This is a genomic window from Streptantibioticus ferralitis (assembly GCF_029223525.1).
Lineage (GTDB): Bacteria > Actinomycetota > Actinomycetes > Streptomycetales > Streptomycetaceae > Streptantibioticus_A > Streptantibioticus_A ferralitis.
Genome location: NZ_JARHTQ010000011.1, coordinates 216,167 through 233,145, shown reverse-complemented (window position 1 = coordinate 233,145; position 16,979 = coordinate 216,167). Strand labels below are relative to the sequence as shown.

Here is a 16,979-nt window from a genome sequence, read left to right as displayed (position 1 = left end):
AAACGCCTGAAACTCAAGTACGCCGACCCGCCGAAAGGTTGGAGACGTCAACCGACTCGACGCATCCAACCCAAGATCGTCAGACTCCTCCCCAGATTGGTTTAGAGGTCAAGCAACGGCATTGCCCCGCCCCCTCAGAACCGTGCAAGCAGCTGTTCACCGCACACGGCTCAAGCAAGCCCCAGGGGCTCGCGGTCAGGAGAAGGTGCGGGGCTTGTAACTGGCGGCTCCATTCCGCCGTTGACATTGGGTGTGGAGGAGACGGATTCGCTGATCGTCCGGCGAGTCCCCGTCCGGGAATGCGACGTACTGCTTGGAGATCGCTTTCCTGAGGACGGCCCGCCACGCTTCCCATTCCTGTGGGCTTCGCGGCGGGTGATCGGCGTGCAGCAGGAGTCCTCCGCAGATCGGGCAGCGACCTTGTTGTGCCTGAAGCAGGCGCACGGTCATGCCGTCGACCGGCGGGGGTGGTCCTTTGCAACGCCGCTCGGCCCAGTACGACTCCAGCGCGGGGTCGTCCGGGGACGCCCTGCCCTTGACCAACTGGTGCCGGACGATCTTCGTCCAGGAGAACTTGAGGAGATAGGCGCCGCTGACGCGGTCGCCGAACACCCACCGGTCCTTCCTGGCCTTGTTGAACCGGCCGAAGTATTTGTCGGATATCCAGTGCTTCGGCTTGTTCGGGTGGCTGTGCTTGGCCCACTTGTAAGCGAGCGTCCACATGTGATTGTCCAGTGCGGTGAAGACCTCGCTGGACACCGCCGTCCGGTAGTAGGCCGACCAGCCCCGCACGATCGGGTTGATCTTCTTGAGTACCGCACCAGCGTTGGCCCCGCGCAGGGCCAGCATCTCGGTACTCAGCCGTTCCCGGATCCGTCGTTGAGCCGCTGTGCTCGGTTTGATCAGCAGCTTGCCGTGATAGCGGCGGACGTTGAACCCCAGGAAGTCGAACCCGCTCTCCGCGTGGACGATGTGTGTCTTGTCCTCGTGGAAGGCGAGCCCCCTGGGCGTCAGCCATGCGGCCAGCCGTTTCTTGACCTGCTCGGCCTGTTCACGGCTGGTGCACATCGCGACGAAATCGTCTGCGTATCTCACCAGCACCGGGCTCCCGCTCTGCGCACTTCCGGCGTCTCTGCCGGTCGTGAAGTAGCGGACGCCTGCGGCTTCCTCCATCCCGTGCAGGGCCACGTTGAAGAGCAACGGGCTGATCACTCCGCCCTGCGGAGTCCCGGTCTCGGTCGGGGCGAACCGGCCTCGATCCTCGGCCCCGGCCTTCAGCCATTGCCGGACCAGTCCCCGGGCGGGGAAGGTGCCAAGCGCGGCCATCAGCCGGTCGTGGTCGATACGGTCGAACGCCGCCGTCAGGTCCGCGTCGAGCACCCACACACGCTGCGGGTTCTTCCCATTGAGCGTGGAGTAGATGGCCCCGATCGCGTCGTGACAGCCGCGGCCGGGCCGAAAGCCGTACGACTTCGGCTCGAACCGCGCCTCCCACTCAGGTTCCAGTGCGCCCAGTGCCACAGCTTGCAGGCACCGGTCAGCGATCACGGGTATCCCGAGGCCGCGCTTCTTCGTCGTCCCCGGTTTGGGGATGAACACCCGCTTGACGGGCTTGGGAATCCACGGTCGAGCACGGTGCTGGACCCAGTCGGCCAACGCGGCCTTGGACTGGGACATCAGCACCACCTTCCCGTCGACTCCCGCCGTCGCGCGTCCCGCGTTGATCTCCGTGACCCGCCGCACGCTCAGGAGCGTGTTCGAACGGGACCGGAGCATCAGCTTCTGCAAGTTGCGGACCTTCTTCAGGTCCCCCGCCTGCGATGCCGTGAAGATCCTCTGCCGCAGACGCCGTACGTCCTCCTCGACCCGGCGCCAGTCGACCGACACCCAGTCCAGGTCTTCGCCCTCGGGTCCGTTCACCGTCGCGGCAACGGACGGGACGGCCGGGGCCGCTCCGTCCGTATCCGTCATGGCGTCCAACTTGCCCCTCAGTTCCATCGTCCTCGTCCAGCGAGTCCACACAGGCTCACCCGGCCCACGTCAGCACCCTTTCGGGTCCGGGCAGCACGCCCGTATCCGGACGGTTATGCGGGGCGACCGGCGGAGAGGCCGGTCATGCTGCCCCGGGTTCCCGTTTCCTTTCGGATTCCGGCATTGGCTTCTTGGGCCATCCTGTTCCCGCTGGGGAGTTGAGCCTTCCTCACGGTCGACCGACCGGGCCACGACGGCCCGGACCCCAACGGGGTTTCCACGTTCCACACGAATGAGATACGACCGGGGTGGGTGCTCCCTTTACCCCGAGGCGGCGGTGTCCACCTGGCCGGAGTGACCTCTGCCGGCCAGCGCCTGCCGCTTCTCAGCGGCCAGCCATGCACCCCACTGGAACCTTCCATCGGCGGGGCTTGGGATCACGAGGCATCATCGGGAGTTCACTTGCGTTCACCCGTCCGGTCTTCCCCTTGCCGGTAACTCCCGGATGGAACGGGAGCCCTTGGGCTTTCCCCTGAGCTTCGCACCACGCCGTTACCGGCATCGCACGTCAAGGGCGGGGACGGGTCATACGGACACGGACCCGTGACTACACCTACGGCCTCATCAGCCGCCCCTCCAACCGGTCAGTCCACTCACCTTCGTGCAGCTTCGTGTCGCACGATCCCCCTCCCAATGGCCCGGGATCTTGCGGTCCTCGACCTCGGCGGGGCGGGCAGTGATGGACACCATGCCGCGGATGATGCCCCGCCCGGTGGGTCGGCGGGCGATCTTCGGGCGACGCATGGGCCTGGCTGACCGCAGTCGCTGGGTGAGGCTGCGGTCGATCGCCTGGCGCCGACGAGGGTCGTAGAGCGAGAGGTAGATCGCCTCGTGCGAGATCTGCATGGAGGCATCGGTGGGGAACTGACGTCGCAACCAGCCCGCGATCTGCTCGGGTGACCAACACAGCGCCAGCTTGGCCTCCACCAAGGCGCGCAGAACAGGACGTTGGGCCAGCTTGGCCGACTTGGGGCGGCGCCCGCGTTCGTAGGCGGCCGCATCTGCGGATGCTGCTCGGTAGCGGCCCCGACCGCCGTTGCGGGCAATCTCGCGAGAGACGGTCGACGGCGATCTGCCCAGCCGCCGGGCCAGTTGCCGGGCAGACTCTCCAGCGGCGATACCGCGGGATATCTCCTCGCGCTCGCTGCCGGTCAGATGCCGCCGTGACCGCTGCTGCGGGGCCTGACGGACGCCGCCGCTCTGGTACAAGAACCGCCGGACATGGTGCATCGGCGCCCCGAGCGCCCGCCCCATCAAGCTAAACGACTGTCCCTCACGCCAGCGTCCCCAGATCTCATCCTGTTGAGCTGCTGAAAAGCCGTAGTCACGCACCTGTTCCTCCACGAACACATGATCATCCGTGGGTGGTGCGTTGATCACTTGAGGGTGCCATCGTTTTCCGACACTGAACGTCGGCCTGCCGCGACAGCGGATCAGCTGGAGATCCGGTCATTGGCTGCGGGTGGTGTGGCGGTGGCGTTCTTCGGCGATCCATTGGGCGAGGGAGGCCAGTGTGGTTTCGGCGCTGTCCGCCATGTAGTCGCGCAGTGCGTCGAGGTCGCTGCGGGTGGTGCCCAGCACCGGGTCGAGGCGCAGGAGTTGCCAGGACTGCTGGACGACGGTTCCGCGTCCTTGGGGTTGGAAGGTCCAGCTCCATCGCACGATGCCGTCCTCGGCGCCGCCGACGACGAAGGTGAAGGTGGCGGGGTCGGCCTGCGTGATCTGGGAGCGGGTGGTCCACTGCTTGCCGTCCCTGTGGTTGCGGCCGCTGAACCAGGCGCCGACTCGGGGTCCGGCGTCCTGGTCGAAGGCGACGTCGGTGGCGTTGGGGCTCCACCGGCGGATCGCGGACACGTCACTGACCAGGTCGTAGACCCGTGTGGGGGCGGCGTCGACCCAGGCGCGCCTGGTGAAGGCGAAATCCGCCGCGTTCAGGGTCTCGACGGGGTCGTCTTCGCGGGTAGCGGTGCTCAAAGGGTCCTCCTGGATGAGTGCGGGATGCGGTGAGACCCACCTCATCGCTGCTCGGACCAGGGAGCCAGACCCGCTGGTGCCTATCCTCGGCAGGGAGAGGCTGTGCGTTGCGGGTCGACCCATACTCGGAGCCATGAACGGGAAATCACAGCTCGGGGACTTCCTGCAGACGCGGCGCTCCCAGCTGCGACCCGACGAGGTCGGGGTGCCCACCTACGGGGAGCGCCGGCGTGTGCCGGGTCTTCGCCGTGAGGAGCTGGCGCTGCTGGCCGGGGTGAGCGCCTCCTACTACGCCCGGTTGGAACAGGGGCACTCGCTGAACGCCTCGCCAGAGGTGCTGGACGCGATCGCCCGGGCCCTGCGGCTGGACGAGTCCGAGCGCCGGTACCTGCACGACCTGGCCCGATCGGCCAAGCCCCGCAGCCGGCGGCGCCCCGCGCCGGAGCGCGTGACGGAGCCGACCGCCCAACTGCTGGACGCGCTCGGGGACGTCCCCGCGATCGTGATCGGCCGGCGCAGTGATGTCCTGGCATGGAACCAACTGGGCCACGCGCTGTTCGCCGGGCACCTCGACCCCGCTGCCCCGGACGTGCCGACGGAGCGCCCCAACATGGCCAGGCTGGTGTTCCTCGACGCCCATACCCGCGACCTGTACGCGGACTGGCCGAGCAAGGCCAGGGCGGTGGTGGGGAATCTTCGCCTGGTGGCGGGCCAGTACCCGGAGGACCCCGCGTTGCACACGCTGGTGGGTGAGCTGAGCGCGAAGAGCGAGGACTTCGCGTCGATGTGGGCCGACCACCGGGTCAAGGCCTGCGCGGTCGCCGACTACGAGATGCGGCACCCGCTGGTCGGTTCACTGACCGTCATGCAGCAGACCCTGAGCCAGGGGCCGGGTCCCAGCATCGTGGTCGCCACCACGGCGGCGGGCTCACCCTCGCGAGCCGCCCTGGACCTCCTTGCCCAGGCCATCACCCAGGCCGCCCGAACCCGTTCGGACAACCGGCTCAGCACCAGCTGACCCAGTCTCAACTCTCCTCCGGTCGGCCCGCACCTGCGCACGCGGATCCCGGCCGGACATCCATCCACCCTTGTGCGTCGGCGTGTCGCTGCCGCATGCCCGAAAACAGTGAAGGAACCCCGTGTTCACCAAGCTCTCCAAGGCCGCCGTGTCGGCCGCCGTCCTGTCGGCCGCCGCGGTCGCGATGGCCGCTGCGGTCCCGGCATCCGCCGTCTCCGCACCGCTCAGCCACGCGCGCACCGCCGTGCACTTCGACCTGGCCAAGGGCCAGACGCCGGAGAACATCGCCCTGGCCCCGGGCGGCACCGCGTACGTCACCTTCGCCAAGGCCCGCCAGGTCGCCGCGGTCTCCCGCAGCGGTGCCGTCCGGATCCTGGCCACCCTGCCCCTGCCCGCCGACGGCGGCGTCCACACCCCGGCCCTGGGCTTCCCGCTGACCGTCGGCATCGTCCGCGCCCACGACGGCACCCTGTACTTCCTTTACGCCACCGGCACCGCGGACCTGACCGGCGTGTGGCGCCTGCGCCCCGGCGGCCGGCCCGAGCGCATCGCCGCGCTGCCCGCGGACAGCCTGCCCAACGGCCTGGCCCTGGACGCCCGCACCCGCACCCTCTACGTCACCGACTCCGAGGGCGCCGTCTGGAGCGTGCCCGCCTCCGGCGGCACCGCCACCGCCTGGTCCACCGACCCCACACTGGCCCCGGCCGGATTCCTCGGCGCCAACGGCCTGAAGATCCATAACGGCGCGGTGTGGGCCACCAACCTCGACAAGGGCACCATCGTCCGCATCCCGATCCTCTCCGACGGAACCGCCGGCACCGCCCAGGTCACCGCCACCGGCCTGACCGGGATCGACGACTTCGCCTTCACCGGCCACGGCGACCAGATCATCGCCGCCCTCGACACCGTCAACGAGGTCGCCCTCGTCCAGCCCGACGGCACCCACACCATCGTCCTGACCGCCGCCGACGGCCTCGAAGGCCCGACCTCCATCGCGCTGCGTGGCGACACCGTCTACGTCATGAGCGCCGCCTACCTCACCGCCAAGGACCCCAACCTCATCCTCGCCCACCTGGGCGACTGAGCCTCAGCTCAGCGCGGCGCCCGCAGGCGCACACCGGCCGGGGAGGAGCGCACCGGCTCCCCGGCCGGCCCCGACACACCGGCACCGTCCCGACAGACCCGCACCTTTCGGAGAACCCCATGCGCGACATGCACGAGATCACCCTGGGCGACGTCACCGTCACCCGGATCGAGGAGATGCACGGGCCGATCATGCCCGCCGACCAGTTCTTCCCCGACCTGCCCGAGCAGGCATGGAAGGACCACCGCGAGATGCTCGTGCCCGACCACCTGGGCACGGACGACGCCATGGTCCACGTCGCCATGCAGACCTGGCTGCTGCGCTGCGAGGGCCGCACCATCCTGGTCGACACCGGCGTCGGCAACGACAAGTCCCGCCCGGCCGTGGCCGCCTGGGACCACCTGCAGCTGGACTACCTCGGCAGCCTCGCCCGCGCCGGGGTCCGGCCCGAGGACGTCGACCTAGTGGTCAACACCCACCTGCACGTCGACCACGTCGGCTGGAACACCCGCCTGGTCGACGGCGCCTGGGTGCCGACCTTCCCCAACGCCACCTACCTGATGCCCCGGGCCGACTTCGAGCGCTGGAACCCGGCGACCCACCCGGACATCGCCGGCGGCGTCAACGAGAACGTCTTCGAGGACAGCGTCGCCCCCGTCCACGCCGCGGGCCAGGTTCTGCTGTGGGAGGACAGCCACACCATCGACGCCAACCTGCGCCTGGAGGCAGCGCCCGGGCACACCCCCGGCTCCAGCGTGATCACCCTGGCCTCCGGCAGCGACCGCGCGGTGTTCGCCGGCGACCTGCTGCACACCCCGCTGCAGATCATGGAGTCCGAGCACAACAGCTGCTTCTGCGAGGACCCGGCCGCCTCCCGCGCCACCCGCCAAAAGATCCTCGGTTGGGCCGCCGACCACAACGCCCTGGTACTACCCGCACACCTCGTCGGCCACAGCGCACTGGAAGTCCAGCGCGACGCCGGCACCTTCGCCATTAAGCAGTGGGCCCCCTTCAGCCGGCTCTGACCCCCGCCTCCGACCGAAAGCACGGGCCGACCATGCAACCCCCCGCCGAGCCCGTCGTGACCACCATCGGTGGCGCCGTCCGCGGACGGCGCCACCTGGGCACGACCGTCTTCTTCAACATCCCCTACGCCGCACCCCCCACGGGCCGTGCCCGCTTCCAGGCACCCCGCCCCCACGCCCCGTGGCCCGGAGTGCGCGACGCCACCGAGCCGGGGCCCACCGCCCCGCAGGCCAAGCGCGACGCCTTCGGGACCCTGGACATGTCCCCGTTCTTCGGCCCCGGATGGATCAAGGGGGAGGACTACCTCACCGTCACCGTCCGGGCACCCGACGACGCGGCCCCAGACCTGCCGGTCATGGTCTTCGTCCACGGCGGCGGCTTCACCGCCGGCTCCACCCGCGCACCGCTGTACGACGGCAGGGCCTTCGCCCGCGACGGCGTCGTGCTCGTCACCGTCAACTACCGCCTGGGCATACCCGGGTTCCTCCACCTGCCCGGAGCACTGGACAACCGCGGCCTGCTCGATGTCATCGCCGCACTGCGCTGGGTCCAGCAGAACATCGGCGCGTTCGGCGGCGACCCGGGCAACGTGACCCTGTGCGGCCAGTCCGCCGGGGCGATCATCGTCGGCGCCGTCCTGGCCGCCGCACCCGCCGCCGGTCTCTTCCGGCGTGCGATCGTCCAAAGCGGCAACATTGAGGGAGCCTTCACGCCCGAGCAGGCTGCCCGCACCACCCACGCAGCCGCCCGCGCCCTGGGCATCTGGCCCCGCCTCGACGCGTTCGCGGCCGTGAGCGACGAACGGTTCGTCGGGATCATGCCCGAGCTTGCGGGCCTCGACCTCACCACCCCCACCCACTTCGACCCCCTGGCCGGGATCACCCCGTTCAGCGTCGTCGCGGACCGGCAACCCGCCCACGCCCTCTCGGCCGGCCACGGCCACGGCATCGACCTGCTGGTGGGCGGCAACTCCGAGGAAGGAAACCTCTACCTCGCCCCACTGGGGCTCCTGACCGCCTCCACCCCCGCTGACGTGAACGCCACCGCCGCCCGCACCCACCCCGCCCCCGCCGACCTCGTCGCGGCCTACCGCGCCCGGCACCCGCAGGCCACCGACGGCGAACTGCGCTCCGCCATCCTGGGCGACGCGCTGTTCGGCAACGGCACCCGCCGCCTCGCCGACGCCCACGCCACCGCCACCGCCACCGCCACCGCAAGGGGCGCGCGCACATACGCCTACGAGTTCGCCTGGCGCTCAAACGCCCTGCACGGACAACTGGGCGCCACCCACACCATGGAACTCCCCTTCGTCTTCCACACCACCCACCTGCCACAGCTCCACGGACCCCGCGCACTGCTGGGAACCGGCAGCCCACCCCCAGACCTGGCGCTGCGGATGCACGCGGCCTGGACCTCCTTCGCCCGCATCGGCGACCCCGGTTGGGACGAGTACGACACCGAGCGGCGCGCCACCATGCGCATCGCCCAGGACTGGACCCTCACCTACGATTCCCGCGCCGCAGAACGCCCGGCCTGGCACCACTGACCGGCGGGACTTCCGGCCCGGTGCGGGCTCCGGTCAAGCACCAGTCGCGGCTACACGCTCCGTCGCGCGAGCGCGCTGGCCGGGGATGGTCACCGTGGACAGGTCGAGGCGGGTGTTCATGTCGAGGCGGAAGGTGCCGTACGGGTCGATGTTCGACCAGAACAGGGCGGTCAGCCCGCGCCGGTCCTTGTCCGACAGTCGCAATGCCCACTGCGGTTCGGTGAGGACCTGCTGCAGCAGCATGGTGTTGATGTGCACAAGCGCGGACTGGAGCAGGTGCAGGGCGAGCATCGAGGTCTCGGCGTGCTCCTTGTCGGGGCCGGTCAGCGCGCCGTCCTTGCCGTAGTGCAGGACCGTGTTCGCGCTGTTCCAGTTCTCCACGACCTGAAGCCCTCCGTGGATCTCGCGCCGCAGCTCGGAACTGGCCAGGTAGTCGCAGGCGAAGATCGTGCGCACGGCGCGGCCGAGTTCTTCGAGAGCCTGGTAGGTCGGGTGCTTGGGGCCGCCGCGGGTGAAGCGCCGCAGCACCTGCTCGGCCTCGGCCGTGCCCAGCCGCAGGGCGGCGTACTTGACCATCTGGTCGTACTGCTGGGCGATCAGGTACCACTTGATCGCGCGGGTCAGTGAGCCGCCGAGCGCCGGCCAGCCGGGCGGGTCGTCGTCGGGCCGGTACAGGCGGATGCTGCCGATGTTCTTCAAACGGGGCAGCAGGCGGAAGTTCAGCAGCTCGGTGAAGGCGAACCCGACCACCGAGGCGCCGTGGGTGTCCACGTAGTTCGACTCGATCTCGGCGTCCGTGCAGTGCCGTGCTCGCCGGTGGCCACGATGGCACGGATGCCCATGTTGGTGCCCAGCGCGAACAGCGCCAACAGGAGACGGCACTGAAGGGTGGCGCGGTCGATGCGCTCGTAGGCGGCCACCGAGCAGAACTCGTCGGTGAAGCCGGTGAGGAAGTCTGTCAGTCGCTGTACGGCAGTAAAGACACCCTTCACCAGGCCGGAGGCGAGCGGCAGGCTCTGCTTTTAAGGGTCTGCCGGGAACCAAGTCGTTGCTTCCCGGCAGACCCTGAGAACTGCGAGCGCGTTCCTACAGGGTTTTCAGCTTGCCCTGGTCGATTCAGCGTCGGGTTCGACGCGGCGGCCGGGGGGCGAGGATCTGGGGGCGCGCTGTCCTGCCTGTCGACGGGTGCTGATAGGCGTCCTTGACGATCTGCTCCAAGTCCTCCTCGCTGAACATCCGTCGGCTGCCGATCATCCGGTGGGGAACCCGGCCTGCACTGGACTCGGAGCGCAGCCACGAGGCCCCGACGCCGAGTCGCTCGGCTGCTTCGGCGACGGAGTAGAGCATCGGCCCCGACTTCTTCTCCTTCTCCGCCGGCGTGCCGGTCGCCCCACCCAGTGCCGCGAGCTCCCCGTTGAGGGCGAGCGCGGCCGACTCCGCCGCCGCCAGCAACACACCGAGGCCGCGCAGCCGGTCGCCGTCGCCGATACCATCGTTCGGGCCCGGCAGGCCGAGCGCGCGACGCTCCTGCGTCGCCGGATCGTCGGAGGGCAGGAGCAGCGCTGTCAGGCGGTAGTCCTCCTCGCTCAGCGTGGCCCGCGCCTCGAGCGCTCGGAACAAGCGCAGTCGCTCGCTCTGCAACGCCCGCTTGTCCAAGTTCCAGATCCGCGCGCGGAGTTCCTCCCAGCCCTCGTGCATCTGAACCGCAGCGAGGGCATAGGAGGTGCTGTCCGTATCCGGATGCGCCTTGGCCCGCCGGTGCATCGCGCAGACGTCCATCCCCTCCTCCACCGGGTACTTGCACGGGAAGCCGTAGAACGAGGTCACCGGCTCCGGGCAGCCCGGGCGGTCCTTGGCCAGCGACCGATGACTGCCCGACCGGATCTGACTGATCTGCTCCGCCGCGTTCCTCAGCCCCTGCGGCGGCACACCCCAAGCCTTCGCCGCATCCCTCGGACTGAGATGATCCAGCGCCCGCATCCGCTCCATCGGTGTCTGCCGCCGGTCCTCCACGATCCGCTCCCGACTCACTCGATCACCCACGCTGACGCCCGTCACAAGGTGTCGTCCCGTATGGCTCGCAGAAGTCGGCCGAACTCGACATCCGCGTCTGCCGGGTCTTCACCCGCCGTTCGGGACCATAGGGCCAAGCGCCGCCAGGCCGCTGGGTCCAGCCCGAACATCTCGACAATCCGCGCTGCGACCTGCGCCGCCTGCACGTCACAGGCCAGCACGCGCTCGGCCGGGAGCGCATCGAGGACGGCCGCGTCGCTGAACCGTGACGCGAGTAGCGCAGCGATGGCCAACTCCCGTTCCACTGAACGGACATCAGGCAGCGGCAATCGTTCACCGAGAGCCGCGGCCGGGTCCGGTTGAGCCGCCAGCTGACGATCGGTCGGCACCGAGGCCCATCGTCGAGGTCCTCGCGTGCCGCTCCCTCCCTGGGCGGTACTCGCCGCTTGGCGCGTAGTGAGTTCGTGCGCGCAGCGCGAGCGCAGGGCCTGCTGGTGGCGCTGCGCCGCCATGCCAAGACCTGCCTCGTCGAGGTGGGGCAGGATCTCGCGCAGGGCGCCGTTCGGGGTGTACGGGTTGTGCGCGAGTCGGTTCGCGACGTGAGAGCGGCAGCGGTCCCGCTCACTTGTCGACTCCAACCCGACCCCGCTCGTCGGGAAGTCCCCTACGACAACAGCTCGGGCAATTCTCGCGAGAACCTTGGCGTCGTGGCTGAGCTCAGCCGCCGCGTCCACCGGTTCCCAGTCACTGGCCCAGCAGAATCTCGGCCGGATCTCCCACCCAGCAGCGAGCGCCTCGGCGATGGTCCGGTCGATCCGGTCCTGGGCGATCTCGCGTAACCGCGGATGCTGACGTACATAGTCGCGTAGAGCGCACAGCCGAATCTTCGCATGCAAGTCGGGCGTGCCCGGGCGCGTGCTCAGCCACTCATGGGTGATAGCCGGGAGGCACACCCGTAGCACCGGATCCGGCATAGGGTCCACGCGGCTCAGCAGCACCCATTGAACATGCCGCCCGGCCCGGCCGTCCCGAGCCGCCAGGTCCGCCCACCACTGCGGGACATGCTCGATCAACTCCCATAGCTGGTCTTCCCATTCGCCCTCCGCTGCCATCTGGGCCTTCAAGTTGCGGTCGTTCTCCTCCTTGTCCGGCCCATTGCAACCGGTACGCGGCGGAACATCGTTGAGCATTGCGTCGATCAGGGCGCTGTGCACCTGCAGGGGTAACGGTCGACTGCGCGGCCAGCGCCGCGCGGCCTCGATGGCCCCCGCCGCCCGCAGTTCGCCGGCGATTCGCACAGCGAGGTCATCCGACTCGAGGTGGGCCGAGCAGGCCAACAGCAGATCCGCGCTGGCGCCGTGTGTCTGAAATGCCGTCAGCGCCAACTCGGCGTTCAACCGTGGCACGCAGCGCACAAGCCGTGTGGCCTCTGACGCGTCGACAGCGCGCAGCATGCCCGTGCGTACCGAATCAGCCACATCTTCCCGGGCGCAGAAGGCCGCACGCTGCGGCGGCGTACCGTGGGCCACCAGCATCTCTGCGACGCTCGCCTGGGCGGCCTCCGGGAGGTCATCCAGCATGGCCAGCACTCGCCAAGCCGCCGGCAGCACCCCATCCTGCGCAGCCTCGCCCCGCCGACGCCGCGTACCGGAGAGCGCAGCCGGGCGCTCCACGATGGCGTCGTCCCTGCCAACCGGCGCCTCATCCCGCCCGCGCCGGCCTGCGGCCGCCTGCCTCGCGGTCGGGGAAGCAACGGGAAGAACCGGATCGTCGACCGCGATCACATCGCGCCGCCCACGTTCCTGACTCAGCCGGCGGGTCCGCGTACTACGCGGCTGCTGCACCTCCCGGCCGACCGGCTCATAGGCGACTATCGTCGCGCGGGCGAATCCACACTCGGGACACCGCTCGTCATACCCAGTGGGCCGTTGAGCCCCGACGTTGCGGGTGACTTCCGCGAGATGGCCGCAGTAGAGCCGCACACGCCAACGCATCACCTCACGCGGAACGTCACTTCCCGCGCTCAGCAGCGCGTTCATCTTCTCCCACTTCTCCTTCGACCACCGCGGCGCCTTCGCCGCCTGCTCCCGGGCCCACTCCCAACACGCCTCGGACTCACGCTGACGACGCTCATCAGCCTTCGTCAGGACGTACTCATCCAACGGCAGACCATGACTCAGATACTCGACGGCCACGACGACCGAAGGTAGGAGCACCACAACCCCGAGCCCAACCCCCGTAACCACCGAGTCGCTCGTTCGAGTGACCAGCATCTGAATCCCTTCCACGTCACTGCCCCAGTCCGACACGCTGGTAGCCTGTATGTGCTCGCCGAAAGCGCTTCTTCTCGGCCCACGTTGGCACCATCCGGACGGCCGACGAGCTGACTCTTAATCAGCGCGGCGAAAGTCGCCGTCGAGCGTGGAGCAGGCCGGCAATGTGGCTTCTCCTCTTTGCAGTACCGGCGATCAGCCTCCTGCCAGACCGGCGGGGTCCGGCAGGCCGTGGTCGACTCAAACCGTACGAGACGGCTGTCGTCACAGGTCATCTTCGATCTCTCGCGTCCCGGCGGGCCGGGTAGGTTCCCGCCGTCGACCAGCCAGGGGTCACGGCCCCTGCACGGCCCCGACCCGCGTGGACCAGGTCCACCGCCATCGATGCACCGACCACTACCAATCGACCCGAAGGAACGGCGGCGGGGCATTCGACCCCGCGCAGCGGCGTGGGCCCATATGGGCTCCGCGTTCAGAGCGGTACCGTCGCCGTCGGGGACTCGAACCTGCGGTAAACGCGCTGGCCACATCAGATGGGCAAGAGAGACTCGATGGTGATCCGTGATCCGTGATCCGGGTATCCACGGCCCGCACCCGTTCCCATCTGGCTGGCGCCCTACGCAGGGTTCAAACCTGCGCATCGAAGAACCGCTTGGCGGCCCGTCACCTGACCCGGGTCTTCGGTAGGTGAAGCGTTTGCTCTACGATCAGCGCGTTTCCGCTGGTCACAGGGCCGTTCGCGCGACCAGCCCTTGATTGCGGCTCCCGCCGGGGGCACGAACCTGCGGCTACGCCGCACCGCATACGCCGCACCGCATACGGCGCGCCGGGGGGCGTAGTGCTGGGCCCCATCCACCGCCCTTCGGACTCAGCGGCTCCCGGGCAGGTGGCCCCAGCCGCGAAGGCGCCGAACGTCGCCCTACCGTGCCTCCCGACCCGTCCACCGCGTGCACACCCAGTGCACACCCGCGCCGGAACTCCCGAGAACCCGCAGGGAAACGTGGGAACTCCGCCGACCCGGCCAAGGGCCCTGACCAGGTCAAACGCCCTGGTCAGGGCCAAGCGACAGACGAGACCGAGCTGTACGCCGGGTATGCCTACCCTCGCCGCGACCGGGTCGCTGACCTGCGACTTTAGAGATCCACGGCGGGGCCTGGGACTTCTCGGGGACTTTCTGCCAGCTTGCCTTCCCAGGGGCGTGGGACCGCCGCTAGGAGCTCGCGGTCCCACGCTGGCAATGCTGGGTCAGGCGCTGGTGCCCAGGAAGCGCGCGCTGGGCTTGTACCACTGTCCGGTTGGTGCTTCCCAGCTGCCGACGGGGTCGTTGAACTTGCCGTTGGGGTTGGCCAGCCAGGTGAGCATCTTCACCTCTCCGGTGTCGTAGAAGTACATGGCGCCGAGGACGAGTGAGACAGGGCCGAACGTCTTACAGTCCCGAACGGGGTCAGTTCCCGGATCCGCGAGAATGACTCGGCGCGCCTTCCGGCGAACTGCCGCCAATTGCTACGACGTTCATGGTCCGAGAGCCTGGTCGAGCACCCGGGAGCCGAGCCCGATGAGGTGGTTGGCGCGGTAGCGGAGGCCGCCCCGGCCCGCGGCGGTGAGTCGATGACCTTCCTCACACGTGGGGAGGGTGAAACCCGACGCATGATTTGTTCATGCAGACGCGAGAGAAACTCCTGACCATCGGCGAAGTCGCTGCCCGCTTGGGCCTGACGACCTCGACACTGCGCTACTGGGAGGAACGGGGGGTACTTCAGCCGGCAGCGCGCCGTTCGGGGCGGCGGCTGTACGGGCCGGAGGAGCTCCGCCGGATCGCTCTCATCCAGATCTGGCAGGGCAGCGGCACGATGAGCCTGGACGAGATAGCCATCGTGCTGGCCGGACGTACCGAGACGGGCCACTGGCGGGACACCGTACGCGGCCGGATGGCCGCGATCGACGGGCAGATCGACCGCCTCACCCAGGCGAAGGCCTATCTCGCTCACTACCTGAACTGTCCACGGGACCATCCCGCCGACGACTGCCCGATGGTGAGCGAGGAGGTCGAAGCCCACTTCGGACACCTCCCCTGACCCTTTTCCCACCTTTTGCTCCGATTGACTTCAAGTCGACTTGAGGATCCATTCTGTCGGCGAACGAGCGAAAGGAGCCTGGGGTGTTGGCATGTGACGCTGTGGTCATCGGGGCAGGCCCGGTCGGTCTGGCAGCCGCGCTCGATCTGGGGCGCCTGGGTGCCGAAGTGCTGCTCGTCGAGCGGCGTACCGAGGTTGCCCGGCTTCCGAAGGCGATGGCCGTCAGCGCCCGGTCGATGGAACTCCTGCGGCAGTGGGGATGTGACCGTGCCCTGCGCGCCCGGGGGTTGCCCCCATGGCGCAGCCGCAACATCGACTGGCGCACCTCGGTGGCGAACGGGCGGCACATCGTCTCCCTTCCCCAGCTGGGGGATGCGGCGGATGTGCAGTCGGCGCTGGGGACGAGTCCGCAGACCTGGCTCAACGTGCCCCAGTACGCCGTCGAGGAGGTCCTCCATGACGCGGTCGGGCGACTGCCCAATGTGCGGTTCTGGCAGGGAGTGGAGGCGGTGGTCGAGGAGCAGGACGACCGCGGTGTCCGGGTGCGGTTGGACCGGTCGGCGGACGACGGCGGATCGCGGCGGCAGTGGGCCAGGGCGCGCTATGCCCTGGCGGCTGACGGGTCAAGAGCCGTCACTCGCCGTCGGCTTGGGGTCGGCGCTGGCGGCGACGGGGTTCTCGGGACATCGCTCAGCATCGCCTTCCATGCCGATCTGGCGGCCCTGGCGCAGCTGGAGAACGCCTTCTACTGGGTGGCCAACGCCAGGCTCGTCGGCATGGTGACCCTGGTCTCCCCGGACTTCGCCGTCCTGAACGTGCTCGACCCCCCGGCCCGGATGGAGACCAGTGCCGCAACACCTCCGCGGGGGCGGCTAGTCGAGCTGGTACGCGTGGCGTTGGGCGTTCCGGACCTGGAGGTCTCCGTTGAGGCGGCTGAGCGGTGGAAGATCGTTCATGACGTGGCCGACACCTACCGCCGGGAGCGGGTCTTCTTCCTCGGTGACTCGGCACACCGGTTCCCTCCCACGGGAGGCCTGGGGCTCAACACCGGGCTGGCGGAGGCGCACAACCTCACGTGGAAACTGGACGCGGTCATGTGCGGGTGGGCCGCCGAGGAGCTGCTTGACAGCTACGAGCGGGAACGCCGCCCGCTCGCCCTGGCCACCTCACGTATGGCCGTGCGCCATTTCCGGTCAATGCTCACGGTACTCGAACGCGTCGGCCGGCTACCCGGCCGGGTGGAATCGGACAGCCGACGAGGGCGAGAGTTCCGTCGCACGCTGGCCGGCCTCGTCGCACGCACCGGCCGCAACTACTCGGCGGACTCAGTCACTTTCGGGTACGCCTACCCGGCGGGGGCCCTGGTGGCGGACGAGGAAGAAGAGCCAGCGCATCAGTGGCCACTCGACCGATACGTTCCGCATACACACGCGGGAGTGCGCGCCCCGCATGTCTGGCTGCTGCTGGACGGTCGGCCGGTCTCCTCGCTCGACCTGTTCCAGGGCAGGTTCACCCTGCTGACAGGGCCGCGAGGACACGCCTGGGTACGTGCCGCCCGCCGGGCGAGCGCCTCGTGCGGGGTACCGCTGGCGGCCTTCGCCGTCGGCGGTGGCGGGCCGCTGGAGGATCCCTGCGGGCGCTGGACCGTGGTCTACGGCGTCGGACCGGCCGACGCCGTGCTGGTGCGGCCGGACGGGCACGTGGCCTGGCGCAAGCGGGTGTCGGCCGCCGCAGCCGACGAGGAGGCGCTGCTACGCCTCCTCGTCAGCGTGCTCAACCAGGTGACCTGCACCAGCGGTCCGGAACCGGCACGCGACTCAAAGGATGCGCCCTCGGCACAAGATTGGCTCGATCTGCCGCCTGAGGGTTGACTTCAAGCCGGAATGAACTCGCACACTCGTGCGGCACTTGTACGCGCCAAACAGATTCGCATTTCAAG

The 16,979-nt window shown here is 69.1% G+C and carries 13 protein-coding genes and 1 pseudogene; 6 read left to right on the top strand and 8 right to left on the bottom strand.

All coding sequences use genetic code 11. From position 1 onward, the window contains the following. Positions 1 to 195 precede the first annotated feature (195 nt). The 3 genes and pseudogenes from ltrA to P2L57_RS19285 all read right to left on the bottom strand — a co-directional run bounded on the left by ltrA (position 196) and on the right by P2L57_RS19285 (position 4,005). Positions 196 to 1,971 carry a group II intron reverse transcriptase/maturase gene (gene ltrA / locus P2L57_RS19295; protein WP_275816111.1) on the bottom strand — a complete coding sequence of 592 codons (1,776 nt, stop codon included), beginning with the start codon at positions 1,969 to 1,971 and terminating at the stop codon, positions 196 to 198. 681 nt (positions 1,972 to 2,652) lie between these two features. Next, positions 2,653 to 3,363 (bottom strand): annotated as a pseudogene (locus P2L57_RS19290) (IS30 family transposase); the annotation flags it as partial. A gap of 117 nt (positions 3,364 to 3,480) precedes the next feature. Next, positions 3,481 to 4,005 (bottom strand): SRPBCC family protein, encoded by a 525-nt coding sequence (locus P2L57_RS19285; protein ID WP_275816107.1) that lies wholly within the window; start codon positions 4,003 to 4,005, stop codon positions 3,481 to 3,483. A 133-nt stretch (positions 4,006 to 4,138) separates the two neighbouring features. On the opposite strand from P2L57_RS19285, the gene P2L57_RS19280 reads away from it, so the two are divergent. The 4 genes from P2L57_RS19280 (at position 4,139) to P2L57_RS19265 (ending at position 8,679) form a co-directional block, all read left to right on the top strand. After that, complete coding sequence (locus P2L57_RS19280) at positions 4,139 to 5,023, top strand: helix-turn-helix domain-containing protein (protein WP_275816105.1); 885 nt, start codon at positions 4,139 to 4,141, stop codon at positions 5,021 to 5,023. A gap of 121 nt (positions 5,024 to 5,144) precedes the next feature. Beyond that, complete coding sequence (locus P2L57_RS19275) at positions 5,145 to 6,107, top strand: hypothetical protein (protein ID WP_275816103.1); 963 nt, start codon at positions 5,145 to 5,147, stop codon at positions 6,105 to 6,107. A 128-nt stretch (positions 6,108 to 6,235) separates the two neighbouring features. Further along, on the top strand, positions 6,236 to 7,132 hold the full coding sequence (locus tag P2L57_RS19270; RefSeq protein WP_275816145.1) for an MBL fold metallo-hydrolase: 897 nt from the start codon (positions 6,236 to 6,238) through the stop codon (positions 7,130 to 7,132). A gap of 32 nt (positions 7,133 to 7,164) precedes the next feature. After that, the gene (locus P2L57_RS19265; RefSeq protein WP_275816101.1) at positions 7,165 to 8,679 is read left to right on the top strand and encodes a carboxylesterase/lipase family protein; all 1,515 of its coding nucleotides are present in this window, start codon (positions 7,165 to 7,167) and stop codon (positions 8,677 to 8,679) included. Between the two features lie 33 nt (positions 8,680 to 8,712). On the opposite strand, the gene P2L57_RS19260 is transcribed toward P2L57_RS19265, so the two are convergent. The 5 genes from P2L57_RS19260 to P2L57_RS19240 all read right to left on the bottom strand — a co-directional run bounded on the left by P2L57_RS19260 (position 8,713) and on the right by P2L57_RS19240 (position 14,357). After that, entirely contained in the window at positions 8,713 to 9,450 is a 738-nt protein-coding gene (locus tag P2L57_RS19260; protein WP_275816099.1) for a Tn3 family transposase, read from the bottom strand. After that, positions 9,399 to 9,671, bottom strand: a complete 273-nt coding sequence (locus tag P2L57_RS40250) for a hypothetical protein (RefSeq protein ID WP_275816098.1) — start codon at positions 9,669 to 9,671, stop codon at positions 9,399 to 9,401. The genes P2L57_RS19260 and P2L57_RS40250 overlap by 52 nt, the downstream gene beginning before the upstream one ends. Positions 9,672 to 9,795: 124 nt before the next feature. Beyond that, a complete protein-coding gene (locus P2L57_RS40245; protein ID WP_275816096.1) occupies positions 9,796 to 10,710 on the bottom strand; it encodes a helix-turn-helix domain-containing protein in 915 nt (304 codons plus the stop codon). 23 nt (positions 10,711 to 10,733) lie between these two features. Then, on the bottom strand, positions 10,734 to 12,887 hold the full coding sequence (locus tag P2L57_RS19245; protein WP_275816094.1) for a hypothetical protein: 2,154 nt from the start codon (positions 12,885 to 12,887) through the stop codon (positions 10,734 to 10,736). A gap of 1,323 nt (positions 12,888 to 14,210) precedes the next feature. After that, positions 14,211 to 14,357 carry a hypothetical protein gene (locus P2L57_RS19240; protein ID WP_275816092.1) on the bottom strand — a complete coding sequence of 49 codons (147 nt, stop codon included), beginning with the start codon at positions 14,355 to 14,357 and terminating at the stop codon, positions 14,211 to 14,213. A gap of 266 nt (positions 14,358 to 14,623) precedes the next feature. On the opposite strand from P2L57_RS19240, the gene P2L57_RS19235 reads away from it, so the two are divergent. Both P2L57_RS19235 and P2L57_RS19230 read left to right on the top strand, forming a co-directional pair. After that, positions 14,624 to 15,040, top strand: a complete 417-nt coding sequence (locus tag P2L57_RS19235) for a MerR family transcriptional regulator (protein ID WP_275816090.1) — start codon at positions 14,624 to 14,626, stop codon at positions 15,038 to 15,040. Between the two features lie 86 nt (positions 15,041 to 15,126). Further along, the gene (locus tag P2L57_RS19230; protein ID WP_275816088.1) at positions 15,127 to 16,911 is read left to right on the top strand and encodes an FAD-dependent oxidoreductase; all 1,785 of its coding nucleotides are present in this window, start codon (positions 15,127 to 15,129) and stop codon (positions 16,909 to 16,911) included. Positions 16,912 to 16,979 lie beyond the last annotated feature (68 nt).